The 14,449-nt window shown below is 68.2% G+C and carries 15 protein-coding genes and 1 tRNA gene; 10 read left to right on the top strand and 6 right to left on the bottom strand.

What is annotated here, in order from left to right; translation table 11 throughout:
• Positions 1 to 2,388 carry an EAL domain-containing protein gene (locus AO398_RS11955; protein WP_058192270.1) on the bottom strand — a complete coding sequence of 796 codons (2,388 nt, stop codon included), beginning with the start codon at positions 2,386 to 2,388 and terminating at the stop codon, positions 1 to 3.
• Between the two features lie 486 nt (positions 2,389 to 2,874).
• On the opposite strand from AO398_RS11955, the gene AO398_RS11950 reads away from it, so the two are divergent.
• The 7 genes from AO398_RS11950 to AO398_RS11920 all read left to right on the top strand — a co-directional run bounded on the left by AO398_RS11950 (position 2,875) and on the right by AO398_RS11920 (position 9,654).
• Positions 2,875 to 3,750 carry an aldose 1-epimerase family protein gene (locus AO398_RS11950; RefSeq protein ID WP_058192269.1) on the top strand — a complete coding sequence of 292 codons (876 nt, stop codon included), beginning with the start codon at positions 2,875 to 2,877 and terminating at the stop codon, positions 3,748 to 3,750.
• A gap of 3 nt (positions 3,751 to 3,753) precedes the next feature.
• The gene (locus AO398_RS11945; RefSeq protein WP_058192268.1) at positions 3,754 to 4,473 is read left to right on the top strand and encodes a uroporphyrinogen-III synthase; all 720 of its coding nucleotides are present in this window, start codon (positions 3,754 to 3,756) and stop codon (positions 4,471 to 4,473) included.
• On the top strand, positions 4,436 to 6,733 hold the full coding sequence (locus AO398_RS11940) for a hypothetical protein (protein ID WP_058192267.1): 2,298 nt from the start codon (positions 4,436 to 4,438) through the stop codon (positions 6,731 to 6,733). Before AO398_RS11945 ends, AO398_RS11940 begins: the two co-directional genes overlap by 38 nt.
• Positions 6,734 to 6,856: 123 nt before the next feature.
• Positions 6,857 to 8,353 (top strand): heme biosynthesis HemY N-terminal domain-containing protein, encoded by a 1,497-nt coding sequence (locus AO398_RS11935; RefSeq protein ID WP_058192266.1) that lies wholly within the window; start codon positions 6,857 to 6,859, stop codon positions 8,351 to 8,353.
• 240 nt (positions 8,354 to 8,593) lie between these two features.
• Entirely contained in the window at positions 8,594 to 9,049 is a 456-nt protein-coding gene (locus AO398_RS11930; protein ID WP_058192265.1) for an NUDIX hydrolase, read from the top strand.
• An 85-nt stretch (positions 9,050 to 9,134) separates the two neighbouring features.
• Positions 9,135 to 9,209, top strand: a tRNA-Thr gene (locus AO398_RS11925).
• Positions 9,210 to 9,378: 169 nt separating this feature from the next.
• Positions 9,379 to 9,654: a hypothetical protein gene (locus AO398_RS11920; protein WP_243961452.1), complete on the top strand. Its 276-nt coding sequence runs from the start codon at positions 9,379 to 9,381 to the stop codon at positions 9,652 to 9,654.
• A gap of 63 nt (positions 9,655 to 9,717) precedes the next feature.
• Here the strand turns inward: AO398_RS11920 and AO398_RS11915 are convergent, their stop codons facing one another.
• The gene (locus tag AO398_RS11915; protein WP_058192263.1) at positions 9,718 to 9,963 is read right to left on the bottom strand and encodes a hypothetical protein; all 246 of its coding nucleotides are present in this window, start codon (positions 9,961 to 9,963) and stop codon (positions 9,718 to 9,720) included.
• 338 nt (positions 9,964 to 10,301) lie between these two features.
• Between AO398_RS11915 and AO398_RS11910 the strand changes: the two genes are divergently transcribed.
• Both AO398_RS11910 and AO398_RS28815 read left to right on the top strand, forming a co-directional pair.
• A complete protein-coding gene (locus tag AO398_RS11910) occupies positions 10,302 to 10,682 on the top strand; it encodes an energy transducer TonB (protein ID WP_058192262.1) in 381 nt (126 codons plus the stop codon).
• A 79-nt stretch (positions 10,683 to 10,761) separates the two neighbouring features.
• The gene (locus AO398_RS28815) at positions 10,762 to 10,905 is read left to right on the top strand and encodes a hypothetical protein (protein ID WP_160329329.1); all 144 of its coding nucleotides are present in this window, start codon (positions 10,762 to 10,764) and stop codon (positions 10,903 to 10,905) included.
• 6 nt (positions 10,906 to 10,911) lie between these two features.
• Here AO398_RS28815 and AO398_RS11905 read toward each other — a convergent pair whose 3' ends face one another.
• The 3 genes from AO398_RS11905 to AO398_RS11895 all read right to left on the bottom strand — a co-directional run bounded on the left by AO398_RS11905 (position 10,912) and on the right by AO398_RS11895 (position 12,953).
• Positions 10,912 to 11,076 (bottom strand): hypothetical protein, encoded by a 165-nt coding sequence (locus AO398_RS11905; RefSeq protein WP_244498741.1) that lies wholly within the window; start codon positions 11,074 to 11,076, stop codon positions 10,912 to 10,914.
• 236 nt (positions 11,077 to 11,312) lie between these two features.
• On the bottom strand, positions 11,313 to 12,302 hold the full coding sequence (locus AO398_RS11900) for an inorganic phosphate transporter (protein ID WP_058192261.1): 990 nt from the start codon (positions 12,300 to 12,302) through the stop codon (positions 11,313 to 11,315).
• A 9-nt stretch (positions 12,303 to 12,311) separates the two neighbouring features.
• Positions 12,312 to 12,953, bottom strand: coding sequence for a DUF47 family protein (locus AO398_RS11895; protein WP_058192260.1), 642 nt, complete (start codon positions 12,951 to 12,953; stop codon positions 12,312 to 12,314).
• 251 nt (positions 12,954 to 13,204) lie between these two features.
• Here AO398_RS11895 and AO398_RS11890 point away from each other — a divergent pair, with 251 nt between their 5' ends.
• Positions 13,205 to 13,429, top strand: coding sequence for a hypothetical protein (locus AO398_RS11890; protein WP_058192259.1), 225 nt, complete (start codon positions 13,205 to 13,207; stop codon positions 13,427 to 13,429).
• A 90-nt stretch (positions 13,430 to 13,519) separates the two neighbouring features.
• Here the strand turns inward: AO398_RS11890 and AO398_RS11885 are convergent, their stop codons facing one another.
• A complete protein-coding gene (locus tag AO398_RS11885; protein ID WP_058192258.1) occupies positions 13,520 to 14,215 on the bottom strand; it encodes a Crp/Fnr family transcriptional regulator in 696 nt (231 codons plus the stop codon).
• Positions 14,216 to 14,449: the final 234 nt, after the last annotated feature.

The following is a 14,449-nucleotide window of genomic DNA, read 5'->3' as shown; positions in this document are numbered from 1 at the left end:
TCAGGCCACCAGGGCCTGCCCCGCGCCATCGGGTTCCGTGCCGTGCGTGTGCGCGGTGAACGCCGCGATCGCGGAAGGCCGGCCCATCAGGTAGCCCTGCGCGGCGTCGCAATGCTCGCTGACCAGGAAATCGAGCTCCGCTTCCGTCTCGACGCCCTCGGCCAGGACCGGAAGGCCCAGGCCTCGGCCGAGTCCGAGGACGGATCGCACGATCGCGGCGGCCTGCGCGTTGCCGTTTACCGCCCGGATGAACGAGCCGTCGATCTTGATCCGGTCGAACGGGTAGGTCCGGAGGTTCGACAGGGATGAATAGCCGGTCCCGAAATCGTCCATGGCGATGCGCACCCCCAGGGCCTTGAGCTGGCGCAGGGTGGATTGGGCTCGGGCGGGATCGCGGATCAGGGCCGTCTCGGTGATCTCGATCTCCAGGCGCTCGGGCTTCAGCCCGGTCTGGAACAGGACCTCGTGGACCAGCTGCGCGAAGTGCGGCGCGTGGAGCTGGAGGCCCGAGACGTTGACGGCGATGGTGAGCGGGTTCGGCCAGCCTGCGGCCTCGCGGCAGGCTTCCCGCAGCACCCATTCGCCGATCTGCAGGATCGCGCCGCTCTCCTCCGCGATCGGAATGAACAGGTCCGGCGACACCGCGCCGCGCTGCGGATGCTGCCAGCGCAGCAGCACCTCGAAGCCGAGCACGGACCCGTCCCGCACGTCGGTCTGCGGCTGGTAGACGAGGTGCATCTCGCCGCGGGCCACGGCATGCCGCATGTCGTGCTCGAGGAGGCCCCGCTCGCGGATCTGTGCGCCCATGCGCGCCTCGAAGAACCGGTAGGTGCCGCGGCCCTCGGACTTGGCGCGGTAGAGCGCCGTGTCCGCGTAGCTCAGGAGCGAGGCCCGCTCATCCGTGTCGTCGGGGAAGAGCGCGATGCCGACGCTGGTGGCGATCGTCGGGCCGGTTCCCTCGGCGCTGTTGCGCAGGGCGTCCAGGATCTGCTCGGCCAGGCGCCCGGCCGCGATCGCTTGATCGCAGGGCATGAGGATCGCGAATTCATCGCCTCCGAGCCGGGCCATCAGCTGGGTCTTGTCGAGGAGCGCGCTCACCGACTTCGCGACCGTGATCAGCATGGTGTCGCCGGCCGCGTGGCCGAAGAGGTCGTTGACTTCCTTGAACCGGTCCAGATCGAGGCACAGCACCGCGAGCCGCCGGCCGGTGACCTTGGCGACCTTCAGTTCCTGATCCAGGCGCTGGTTGAAGCGCGCCCGGTTGGCCAGGCTGGTCAGCGCGTCGTGGTGCGCCAGGAACTCGATCTGTCGCTCGGCCCGGCGCCGGGCACGCAGATCGCGGACCGCGATGGCGTAATGCGGTTGGTTGCCGTAGGTGACCGGCCGCATGATCAGCTCGACCGGGATCTGGGAGGCGTCTTCGGCGTGCCGCAGCTCCGTCTCCACCGGCTGATCCGCCGGGGTGGCCAGCGCGAGGCGCGTCGCGGCTTCCGGCAGGAACCGCGACAGCGGGATTCCCGACAGGTCGGCGGCCGCGAAGCCCACGAGGGTGCCGAAGCTGTCGTTGGCGCTGACGATGCGATCGCCGCGGCACACGACCAAGCCTTCGACCGCGGCGTTGGCGAGGCTGTGCAGCCGCTCCCGTTCCAGCGCCGCCTGGCGGCGATCGCGGATGTCGAGGGTCAGCGCCGCACCGGCCAGGAACAGGATGGCCAGGCTCGCCAGGGCTACGCCGGCGGCGAGCCAGCGCGCCGGGATGGCGCTCTCCGATATCAGGACGCCCGGATCGGGCACGATCGTGACCGCGCCCATGGCGATGAAGTGGTGGCTGCAGATCGCGATGAGCAGCAGCAGCGCGCCGGTCATGCGCCCTCTGTCGAGGTCGACGGCGAGCGCCACCGGCAGGGCGGCCGCCCCGAAGGACGCGCCGGAGATCAGGGATGCCGCCACGAGGGCGCGATCCCACCGGATGTGCCCGGCGATCTCGAACGCGGCCATGCCGGTATAGTGCATGGCCGCGATGCCGAGCCCGAGGACGGTGCCGCCGAGCGCGGCCGCGAACGGCAGGGTGGGGGTGATCGCGATGGCGAGACCGAGCCCGGTCAACGCGATGGCGTAGACGAGCGAGAGGCCCGTGAGGCCGACAGCGTAGGCGCTCGGCAGGTTCGGCTCGAAGGCCAGCATGGCGATGAAGTGGGTCGCCCAGATGCCGGATCCCCCAGCCACCGCCGCGACGCCGAGCCAGACCGCGCGGATCCTCGGGATCGCTTTGCGGGCGTGCCGCAGAAGCTCGATGCACGTGGTCGCCGCCAGGGCGCACGTCAGAGCCGCCAGACCGACGAGCCAGACATCATGGGAGTCGACGAAGCAACCAGCGACCTTCAGCATAAGCTTAAACCAGGGAGGGGATGCCGCCCTCTGGCTATAGCTATCTCATGTTCAGACCGTTAATCTCACGTAGTGCATCCTGCGAAAGCGAGTGCCAATAAGCCGCGTTATAATATCTTGGGTTGTAGCTGCTGCAGGCGCTGGGTTGCAGGTTTGAGCGACGCGCCGTTCTCAGGCCGCCGGTCCGACGAGACGACCGAGGCTGTCGCGCTCCAAGTCTCTCGCTACCGAGCGATGGCGATCCGCCCCGTGACCTTATCGCAGACCGCTCCACTTGCGCAGTCCCTGTACGGAAGCGGACGAACAGGTGTTTACGCTCCCTAGAGCCTCGGGACCCGTCGCAAGCCTCCGATCGCGATCCCGCGCGTCGGCGGCATACGGGGCGGGATACGGGGCGGAGAGACGGACCATCCGTTCCGCCGCGCCCCTTGCGTCCCGGCCCGGGTCCGTTACCTCGACAGTCCGAGGATCGCCCGGGAGGCCCGCTTGAGTTCGCGCATCGACCTGACCGCGCCCGATGGGACCACGGCGACACTTGCCACCCATGGGGCCGAGCCGGTCTCCTGGCGGGTCGGCGGGGCCGAGTATCTGTGGAGCGGCGACCCCGCGCACTGGAACCGGCACGCCCCCTGGCTCTTCCCGGTGGTCGGCGCCTCGTCCGGCGGGCAGGTGCGGGTCGGGTCCGAGAGCTACCCGATGGCCCAGCACGGCTTCGCCCGGGACCTGCCTTTCGCGGTGGTGGAGCGCAGCGCCGACGCGGTGATCCTGCAGCTCACCGACGGCCCCGAGACGCGGGCGCATTATCCGTTCGCGTTCCGTCTCGAGATCGCCGCCCGGGTGCGCCCGGCCGGCCTGGATTTCACCGTGACCGTGGCCAATCCCGGCGACGCCCCCCTGCCCTACGCGCTCGGCTTCCACCCGGCCTTCCCGTGGCCCTTCGCGGGCGGCACGCGCGCCAGGGATGGCGGCTACGCGGTGGAATTCGAGCAGGCCGAGCGCCCGTTTGCCCCTCAGGTCGGCCCCGGCGGGTTGCTGCTGCGCGACGAGCAGCCGATCCCGCTGACCGGCGACACCCTGCCGCTCGACCCGGCGATCTTCACCGAAGCCTTCGTGCTCCGGAACGCGACGAGCCGGTGGATGCGGTTCACCGGGCCCGAGACGGCGATCCGCATGGAGATGGATGATTTCCCGCACCTCGCCGTCTGGACCAAGCCGACCGCGCCGTTCCTGTCGCTGGAATGCTGGACCGGCTACGCCGACTGGGCGGATTTCTCCGGCCCGCTCCAAGCGCGCGATTCGCAACGCCTGCTGCCGCCGGGGGCGCAGGCGCGCCACGGCGTCCGCCTGAGCCTGGAAGGCTAGCGCTTGCGCGTCTGGGTCGCCCGGCCCGAGCCCGGCGCCGCCCGAACCGGCGCGGCTCTCGCGGCACGCGGGCATATCCCCCTCGTCGCACCCGTGCTGGTGGTTCGTTCGACCGATGCGCCGCCCCCGGACGGGCCCTTCGACGGCCTGCTGCTCACCAGCGCCAACGCGGTGCCGGCGCTGCGGGACGTCGCTGCCTTACGCGGCCTGCCGGTCTTCGCGGTCGGCGCCCGAACCGCCGCGCTGGCGATCGAGGCCGGGCTCGGCCCGGTCCGGGAGGGACCGGGCGACGCCGCCGGGCTCGCCGCTCTCGTGGCGCAGGTGCTGCCCGCGGGGTCGCGCCTGCTCCACGCCACCGGGACCGCGCGCAAACCCGAGCCCGCGGCGAGTCTGGCCGCCGCCGGGTTTTCCGTCGCTCTCTTCGTCGCCTATGCGGCGGATGCGCTGCCCGCCCTGCCGAATTCGGCGCAGGATGCCCTCGCGGCCGGAGCGCTCGATGCCGTCCTGCACTATTCCCGCCGCAGCGCAGCCGTCGCGCTCGCGCTGGCCGACGGATCAAATCACGGCGGAGCTTTCCGCCGCCTGAGGCATTACTGCCTGTCGGCTGATGTCGCGTTCCCCCTGGAAGCCGCCGGTGTCCCGGTCCATTTCGTCGCGGCACGACCGCGGGAAACGGATCTGCTCGATGCCCTCGCGTCATACCGTGGTGACGGCGCGCGGTGACAGCGAGACAGAGCCGCCGTATCTCGCCCTCGCGCCCGGTGCCGCCGTGGTGCTACGGGGGCGCGGCGACGCCGAAGAGTTGGAGGACTTGCCCGTGACGCCACCACCCAGCGACGCCGACAAGCCTGGAGCCGGCAGCCCGAAGCCGGCGGCGACCCCGTCATCGCCCGCGCAGCCCGATCCCACGCGGACGAATGCCAAGCTAGGCGATGCCAAGCCCGAGGCGAAGTCGCCGGCTCCCGCAGTCGGTGGCGCCAAGCCCGCGCAGACGCCCTCGAATCAGGCTTCGAATCCCGCCTCCGGGACCCAGCCGACCACGCCGCCCAAGCCGGCAACCGACCCGGTTGTGACGGCCAAGCCGGGTGGACTCGGTGTCCCCGATGGTAAGCCCGAAGCCGGCAAACCCGCTTTCGGCGTCGGCGCCGCGGGCGGCACGAAGCTGGCTGGGGGAGCACCCGGGGGTTCGGGTCTCGGCAAGACCGAGGCCTCCCCGACCGGCGCCACGGCCTCGTCCGGTCCGGAATCCGCCAGGGCGGCTTCGATGGCCGCCGGCGTGAAATCCGACCCCGGCAAGCCCGACCCCGGCAAGCCCGAGGGTGCCAAACCGGATCCCGCAAAGCCCGGCCAGCCGGGAACAGGACCGCAGCCGGGCAGCGGTCCCCGTCCCGGCGCGACGGCGGCCGGTGCCGCGGCCGCCGCGGTGACAGCCGGCCCGATCCTTGATTTGAAGGCCAAGCGCATTCCAGATCCGCCGACACCCGGAAAGGAGCCTTCCAAGGAAACCCCCAAGGACGCTCCGAAAGACGTTGCCAAGGGCCTTCCGAAAGGACCGGTTCCCGGCGTCGCCTCCCCGGCGGCGATTGCGCCGCCCGGACGCGCCCGGGCCGGGTTCGGCTCCCTGGCGGCGGCCAGCCTGCTCGGTGGCCTAATCGGGGCCAGCGCCCTGTTCGGTGTCGAGCGCGCCGGACTCGGCGGCTTCGTGCGACCGAACGGTACCGATCCGAACCTGTCCGGGCAGGTCGCGACGCTCGACAAGCGCGTCGACGCTCTCGCGCCACGCGCTGCCGTTGCCGATCTCGACAAGCGCGTCGCCGCCGCCGAAGCTGCGGCCCGGCAGGCGCTGGAGAAGGCTCCGGCGCCGGGCGCCGCCGCGACGGACGGGTCAGCGGTTTCCCCTGCGTCTGCTCTGCCGGCTGATCTCGCTGCGCGCCTCGATAGCCTCGATCAGCGTGTTGCGGCGCTTCAGGAGGAGCCCGGCCGGGATCAACAGGCCGATTCGAAACTTGGCGTTGCCCAGGCGGCCGATCCCAAGCAGGTCGCCGATCTCGATGCGCGTGTGAAGGCGCTCGAAGCCGATCAGCCCGGCAAGGGCGAACTCGCCGGGGCATCGAAAAAGATCGCTGCCCTGCAGGGCGAGGTCGAGCAGCGGACCAAGGCCAATGCGGACGCCGATGCCGCCCTTGGTCAGCGTCTCGACAGTCTGCAGCAGGCCCTCGATGCCCGCGTGAAGGCGGCGACCGAGGCGGTCCAGGCGGCGACACAGGCGAGCCGCACCGCCAGCCGGGCCGGGCAGGCCCAGGCCGCCGAAGCCACCAAGGCGGTCGATCGCCGCCTGCAGGAGCAGGCGGACAAGATCGCCGCTCTGGACAAGGGGCTGGCCCAGCGCGCCGAGGTCGCCACCGTTCAGGCAGCCCTTCGGGTCGTGGTCGCCGACCGGGTGGCGTCCGCCCTGGCGGCCGGCATGCCCTACGCCGAGCCGCTGGCGACCCTGCGCAAGCTCGATCCGGGTGCGGAGTCTCGGGTGGTGGCGCTCGCGCCCTACGCCGAGACCGGCGCGCCGACCACGGCCCAACTCGCCAACGACTTCCGGCCGATCGCTGAGCAGATCGCCGCCAAGCGCTGGTCGCTGCGGGCCAAGAGCGCGGCCGAAACCGGCGATTTCCGCACCAAGCTCCTGAGCATGGCCGACGGTCTCGTGCAGGTGCGCAAGGTCGACGCGCCCGCCTCCACCCCGGAGGCCTCGGACGAGCCTGAAGCCAAGGTCCAGGCGGCCCTCGACCGTGGCGACCTGCCGGGAGCGTCCGCGGCCTTTGCAGCCCTGCCAGCCGAGATCCGGGACCAGACGGGCGACTTCGCGGCCAAGCTGAAGGCCCGGGCTGCCGCCGAGGAGGCCATCCGGACGCTGCTCGCTGGCGCGTTCAAGGCTCTGCCGACGGATCAGGCCGCCAGTGCCGCTCCGGTGGCGGCACCCGGCCGCTAGGCGTGACGGCGCCGATCCGCGCGCCGCGCGGCTGCATCAACGCCGGGCGGGCACATAGCTGCTCCGCCCCTTCCGCACCCAGCGGCGGCCGCCCGACGGCCATCGACAGGAGACACTGACCTCATGTGGCGCGCCCTCGCCTTCCTGGCCCTGCTCGCACTTGCCGCCTTCGGGGCGGTCTGGATCGCCGACCGGCCCGGCACTGTCACCGTCGTCTGGAACGGCTACCAGATCGGCACCAGCCTCGCGGTCGCCCTTGTGGGCGTCATCGCAGCTGCGATCGTCTTGGGACTGCTCTGGGCGATCGTGCGCGGCGTGATCGGCCTGCCCGAGGCGTTAGTCCGGGGCTCGGCCGAACGCCGTCGGGCTAAGGGCTTCTCCGCCCTCTCACGCGGGATGGTGGCGGTGGGTTCGGGCGATCCGCTCGCGGCCCGGCGCTACGCCGGGGACGCCGAGCGGCTGCTCGGCCCCGAGCCGCTGACCCTGCTGCTCAAGGCTCAGGCCGCACAGATCTCCGGCGACCGGGATGCCGCTGAGAGCGCCTTCCAACGCATGGTCGACGATCCCGAGACCCGGGTGCTCGGCCTGCGCGGCCTGTTTGTGGAAGCGCGCCGCCGCGAGGACGAGACCGCCGCACGTGCCTACGCGGTGGAAGCGGCCCGCCTTGCTCCGAGCGTCACCTGGGCCAACGAAGCGGTGCTGGAGGCACACTCGGCCGACGGCGATTGGGCCTCGGCCCTGGAGACGGTCGAGCGGCGCTCCTCGCTCGGCCTGATCGACAAGCCGACCGCCCGCCGCCAGCGGGCGGTGCTTCTGACGGCGATCGCCGGCGAGCGCGAGGCCGGCGAACCCGAACTCGCCACGGAGCGCGTTCTGCAGGCGGTCAAGCTCGCCCCGGATCTGGTTCCGGCGGCTTGCATCGCAGGGCGGCTGCTGTCCCGCCGCGGCGATCTCCGAAAGGCCGCGAAAATCGTCGAGACGGCCTGGAAGGCCAACCCCCATCCGGACCTGGCCATGGTCTATCTCGGCCTACGCACCGGCGACTCGGTCCGCGACCGCCTGGCTCGTGCTGAGACCCTGGCCAAATTGTCCTCCTGGGACCCAGAGGCACGCATAGCCGTGGCGCAGGCGGCGCTCGATGCGCGCGATTACGGCCGCGCCCGGGAAGCGGTGAAGCCGCTGCTTGCCGACCGCCCCACCGTGCGCACCAGCCTGATGATGGCAGCGATCGAAGAGGCTGAGCACGGCGCGGCGTCGGGGCAGGCCCGCGAGTGGCTGTCCCGCGCGGCCCGGGCGCCACGCGATCCGGTCTGGATCGCCGACGGTATCGCCTCCGACACTTGGGCGCCCGTCTCGCCGGTCACCGGTCGCCTCGACGCTTTCGCTTGGCGCGAGCCGCCGAACACGCTGGCTGCACCCGCCCCCGTGGTAGAGCCGGAGGAACCTGAGGCGGCGCAGCCCGCGCTGGTTCCGGCCGGTCCGACATCGGCTGCCCCGCTTCCCACCATCATGCCGGCAACGAACACGACCGCGACGCCGGCTGCCGATCCGGTCTCTGCCGGCATGGCCGCCGCTGCGGTTCCAGCCGCCAGCTCGGGTGGAGTGCGGCGGACCGCATGATCAGACGACGGATGTGGCGTTAGCCAGCAATGGAAGAGGATGCAGGGAGATATCAGTCTTGGCTGAACGTTTCCCCGCATCGCGCGGTTATGTTGACGGAAGTTGCTGATACCGCGTATTTTGTTGCTGATACGGCCAGCCGCCGTCAGAGGGTCCGATCATCTGTTCTCCGTTCTATCTCCCAGCCGTTTCGCTGATCCGGCAGGGTTCGACAGGGGCTCCGGCCCGCCCGGTGCAGCCGTGACGAGCGCGGTCGAAGACGAAGCCGAGCCCCGGCGGCAGGTGGGCGTCCTGCCGTTCCAGCTGGGCCGTGATGGCGAGAACCGAATTCTCTTGGTGACGTCTCGGGAAAGCCGACGCTGGGTCATCCCGAAGGGCTGGCCGATGAAGGGCCGTAAGCCGTTCGAAGCGGCAGCCCGAGAAGCCTACGAAGAGGCCGGCCTGCGCGGCGATGTCGGCAAGCGCCCGCTCGGCTACTATTTTTACCAGAAGCGCCTGAAGAACCTCGACGCCGTCCTCTGCCAGGTCAAGGTGTTTCCGCTCAAGGTGCGCAAGCAGCTCAAGACCTTCCCCGAAATGAATCAGCGCGAGCTGCGCTGGTTCACCCCTGCTGAAGCTGCCGAGGCCGTGTCCGAGCCCGGCCTCGCTGCGATCATTCGGGCCACCTGCCAGCAAGTAAACGTGCCAGACGCGTAACCCACCGTTGCCAAGCCGCCGCCGATCCTTTATGGCCCCTCTCAGCCGGACGGACACGCCCCCAAGCGGGGTCGCCACGGCGCTTGCTGCGGTAGCTCAGTGGTAGAGCACTTCATTGGTAATGAAGAGGTCGAGAGTTCAATCCTCTCTCGCAGCACCAGATATTCTGATAGCAGCCTATTTGGGTCACATTCTGCAGGCGTTTCTGTCTGAACGCCTGCGCTGATCCTTGACCCTGCGAAAGACAATTCGAGACGCCCGGTCCGCCCTCCGTCCTGCAGGCGGCTGCGCGCCGATACTTCCGATGGGAGGATGAGGCGGACGTGAATATGACGGCCCTTCTCACAATGGCGGGTATCGTACTCGGCTGGGTCGTCCTGGCCGGGATCGCGCTGTTTTCCGGGCGAATTCCCAGTTTCGCGTTCATGATCCTGACGGTGGTGGCGCTGTTCCTCTATGTGCCCTGGGTCAGGCTGCGTGCCAGCGGGATCGAGGGCTCCAGCCGGCCGGTCCGGTTCTGGACGAATTTCGCCATGCTGGTCGTCAGCCTCGCCGCTTGTCTCGCCTTTGGCGTGATGCTGGCACGGCGGACGGGCTTTCTGTAGCCGGTCCGCCCTTGCGCTGCGGTAGCTGCGAACGCGATTCGACGCTCGGGGCTTGCGCCGCTCTCAGTGCTTGGTCAGGCTGTCGAGGGTTTCATCCTGACCCAGCGTGTCGGAGAACCGGGCGAGGCGACTAACGCTCGGCTCGGTCAGGCCGCCGGCATTGGCGTAGGTGGCTAGCGCGATACCGACCAAGAAGCTGGCTTCCTCCGCGGTGACGGCCCGGCCGCTCAGCGTGCTGGCCGCGCCGCGGACCGCGAGCACGGCCTGCTGGAATGCCGGGTCGCTCTGCAACTCCGCCAATCGGGTCATGTAGGCTCACTCCTCAATCAAGGTGGGATGTTGGCGGCCTCGCCGGGGGCCTGAATGCCCTTGGGCGAGGTTGCTTCAAACGCTACCGCGCATGCGGCCCGCGTCCGGTCCGGAGTCCGCGGCGACGGCCTGTGTTGAAGCTGGACGATCAACCATCATAAGCGTCACGCTTGGCGGGTTTCCCATCATGGATCAAGGTATCCGTCTGCCGAACTGACGAACCGGGCCAGGGCGAGAATTTCGCACGCCAGCGGCCTGGGCTCGGAGGTGACGACCGGTAAACCCTTCAGGGTAAGGATAACCGGGCCACCAACCAGCCATAGGGTCGTTGTTCCTGCATGTCGTCACGCGTGTGGACTTACGGAACCGTCATCCTCGGTCTCCTGCTGATGCCCTGGCTGGCGGAGGCCCGGACAGGTGTCTCCCCCGCGGTGCGCAACTGGCTGTCCGCCCTCGTCACGCGGATCGACGCGGTCGATCGCACCGACCGCCACGGGAACACGCGTGGGGCGTCCGGCACGGTGCTAGTACGAGTCGAGATCGCCGCCGACGGTTCGGTGCGTCAGGTCGAGATCGAGCATAGCTCGGGCTCGCGCGGTCTGGACCAACGTGCGCTCCGGGCGGTGCAGGGAGCGAGCCCGTTCACGGCTCCTCCGGCCGAGCTTTTGGCGGAAACCGGAGTCGCCGACCTCAGCGTCCCGGTGCAGTTCGGCCGCTGAGCCGCGAGAGCCGCAACCTGAAACTTTCTCCGGTTCCCCTCCGTTCGGGCTCGCTGCGTAGGGTGCGCCCGGGAGGCTGATGGTGAAGGACGCATTCGGGAGGTTGCGCCGCGTGGAAGGCTGGAAACCACCCTTCCCGGTTGTCGTCGCATCGCTGTTCGTGTCGATTGGGATCTGGGTGGTAATCTATCGCTATACCGGCCGGGTCGTCTGGACTTGGTGAGCCGTGTCACGGGTCGTGATGGGTGCCGGCCCCGGCATAGGCGCCCACAAGATAGCCGGACTGATGCGCCGTCAGATAGGCGAACAGCATTAGGGCCTTCTCGAGGTCAATCGCGGATGTGAGCGCCCAGAGCGGTAGGCAGACCAGGGCGATGAGTATCGAGCTGGCCACAACGATCTGGGCTCGGTAGTACAAGCCTTCCAGAACGCCAGCCACGAATAAGAGGGCCGCGATAAGCAACAAGCTGGCCCCTATACGGTAGAACAGTAAAATTTATACCGCAATCCTTTGCAATCCGCCATATTTGCAGATGCAAATTTAGTGAATTTGATAGGGCAAATATTTTCGGCCGCAGCGTCGGCGCTGCCGGTTCAGCGGGACCCTCAGCCCTCCGAGGGCTGAAATAGTCAGGGCAGCACGAAGTCCGAGGCGCCGTAGACCAGGGCCGCCACCAGGGCCGCGGCCGGCATGGTGATCACCCAGGCGACCACGATTCCTTGGGCGACGTTCCAGCGCACCGCCGATACGCGCTTGGCCGCGCCGACTCCGATGATCGCCCCGGTGATCGTGTGGGTGGTCGAGACCGGGATCCCGAACGCGGTGGCGGCGAAGAGGGTCACGGCCCCGCCGGACTCGGCGCAGAAGCCCTGCATGGGTGTGAGCCGGGTGATCTTTGAGCCCATCGTGTGGACGATGCGCCAACCGCCCAGCAGGGTACCGAGCGCCATGGCGGTCTGGCAGGAAAGCACCACCCAGAGCGGGACGTGGAACGCTCCGCCCCCCTCCCCGTGCGCATAGAGCAGCACAGCGATGATCCCCATGGTCTTCTGCGCGTCGTTGCCGCCGTGCCCGAGCGAGTAGAGCGAGGCCGAGATGAACTGCATCCCCCGGAACAACCGATCCACGGCGTGAGGTGTCGAGCGCACGAAGATCCACGACACGGCCAGCATCAGCAGAAGCCCGAGGCCGAAGCCCAGCGCCGGCGAGAGCACGATGGCGGCGCTGGTGGCGATCACGCCGGGCCAGACGATCGCGCCGAGACCTGCCTTCGCGATGCCGGCCCCCAACAGGCCCCCGATCAGCGCGTGCGAGCTCGAGGATGGGATTCCCGCGTACCACGTGATCAGATTCCAGCTTATCGCACCGCCGAGCGCACCCAGAATGACCCGGTCGGTCACGACGGTCACATCGACGATGCCGGATCCGACCGTACCGGCAACGTGCAGACCGAAGATCAGGAACGCAACGAAGTTGAAGAACGCCGCCCAGATGACGGCGTAGCGGGGGGCCAGCACCCGGGTCGACACGATGGTGGCGATCGAATTGGCCGCGTCGTGCAGGCCGTTCAAGAAGTCGAAGAACAGGGCAACGGCGATGAGGACGATCAGGAGCGTCACGCGATCGGCTCAAACATGCTCGACCACGATGCTGCTGATCTGGTTCGCGACATCTTCGAACCTGTCCATAACCTTCTCCAGGTGATCGTAGAGTTCGGACCCGACCACGAAGGCCATGGGATCCTGCCGGGACGCCTTGAACAGCGCCTTCAGCCCGGCATTGTGCAGATCGTCGGCCCGGCCTTCGAGCTGGATGACCCGCTCGGTCAGGGTGTTCAGCACGGTGGCGTTCTCGCCCAGCGCCCTGAGTTTCGGGAGCGCCTCGGCGGTCGCGGCAGCCGCCTCCTGGATCACCGCGCCCATCTCGCGCATCGACGGTTCGAAGGCGGTGACCTCGAACAGCTGGACCGTCTTGGCGGTCTTGAGCATCTGGTCGATGGCATCGTCCAGGGAGCCGACCAGGGCCTGGATGTCGCCCCGGTCGAACGGGGTGATGAAGGTCCGGCGAACGGCCAGGAGGGTCTCTCGGGCAATAGTGTCGGCCTTGTCCTCGTGATCGGCGAGCGCCTGGCAGGCCACCGGCACGTCCTCGGTGCCGTCAAGCAATGCCCGAAGAGCGGCTGCGCCGCCCACGATCGTTGCGGCATGACGCTCGAACAGGTCGAAAAAACGATCTTCCCTCGGCATCAGCGCACGAAACCAGCCCAGCATGCGACGTCTCGGTTCGAGGACCAGTATCCGTGCGAATTCGATGGAGCGGAGACGCCTACCATGATGGTCCAAGAACCGCATCAGCCTCAAGGCGGAACGCGGGCCGCATGAGCCGACCGTCATGGCTCAACGCATCATTGATCAAATCGATTTCTGATATCGATCGGATCTGTTTGAACCATGGTGCGCTGCAACGTAAATAGTGCCTCGACACCGGGCTTCGGACCCGGACAGCGAAAGGCTTTCACACGATGACCCTGCGACCCTTCCTGATCGCCACCCTGGCCTTCCTGCCGATGATCGGCTCCGCCCTGGCGGATGAGGCCATTGCCCTGACGCCACCGCTCTACCGCGAACAGGCCCGCGCGACCTCGGTGGTGCGTCCTGCGACCGAACTGGCGACCACGCCGCGGCTGGTTCCAACCGCTCTGGCCGCGACTCGGGTCGTCACCGCGACCGCGATGCCGACCCGCTGATGCGAGCCGGCCGATATCGACGGTGCGTCCCGGAACTTGCGCCGGGATGCACCGGAGGATCGAGGCCGATGCAGCCCGTCAGGACTGCAATCACTGAATTAGATAAGCTGGATCGAACTGTGCCAAGTGCTTTAGGCGTGTGCGGTCCATGATCGTCAGTCGGCCGGCCTTGAGGTGGATGAGCCCTTCGGCACGCAGATTCATCAGCACGCGGTTCACGTGCACGGAGGTCAGGCCCAGCGCATCCGCCAGATCGTGCTGGGTGATGCGCAATTCGTAGCTGTCTTCCGTCGCCTGTCCGACTTCAGCAAGCCGCCAGCGTAATTCGCAGATCAGATGCGCCGTACGCTCGATCCCATCCCGGCGACCCAGGCTGACGATCCATTCGCGGGCTATGGCCTCGTCGCGGCGCAGGCGGCGTTGCAGAGATGTCGTGAGAGCGGGATCGTTGGTTGTTGCGAACCGCGACAGCGGGATCTCGCCGAGCGTGCAGCGGGTGAGCGTGCTGACGGCATAGCTGGAGCGCCCCGCCAAGATCGCTTCCAAATCGCAGATATCACCCGGAACCAGGATGGCGGTGATCTGGCGTCGACCGTCCTGCAGCATACGGTAGCGGCATGTATGGCCGGCCAGCAACAGGTGAGCGACGTTCGGCGTAGACCCCGGAACCAGGATTTCGTTCTGCTTCGGAACCGCGCGCTCCCGCAGCGAAAATCCGAGTTCGTTCGTGAGGCTCTTGGGATGGGTCGCGTAGGCCGTCAGGTCGGCCGGGCGAGCGGTGAGCATTCGTGCGGTCCAGTCTATCTATGATTCAGGCGTCAAGTATCGGATCAACAAATATCGTTCGTCGCATATATACAAAGCCGCTGAATGAATTTAGATCAGATTTCGATAGCTGGGATATCGCTGTGTCCGAAATCGTACCCTTATCAGAAACTTATTTTTCTGTGTGAAATAGTACTATCATTGTGTGATTGTCCGCCGGAATTTTTGGGCGCGGACGACTGGGAGACCGTGTGC

Origin of the sequence: Methylobacterium sp. GXS13, from assembly GCF_001455965.1 — a bacterium.
In the GTDB taxonomy this organism is placed as follows: Bacteria; Pseudomonadota; Alphaproteobacteria; order Rhizobiales; family Beijerinckiaceae; genus Methylobacterium.
Note: the sequence above shows the minus strand (reverse complement) of the source record. Positions and strands in the feature narration are given on the sequence as shown.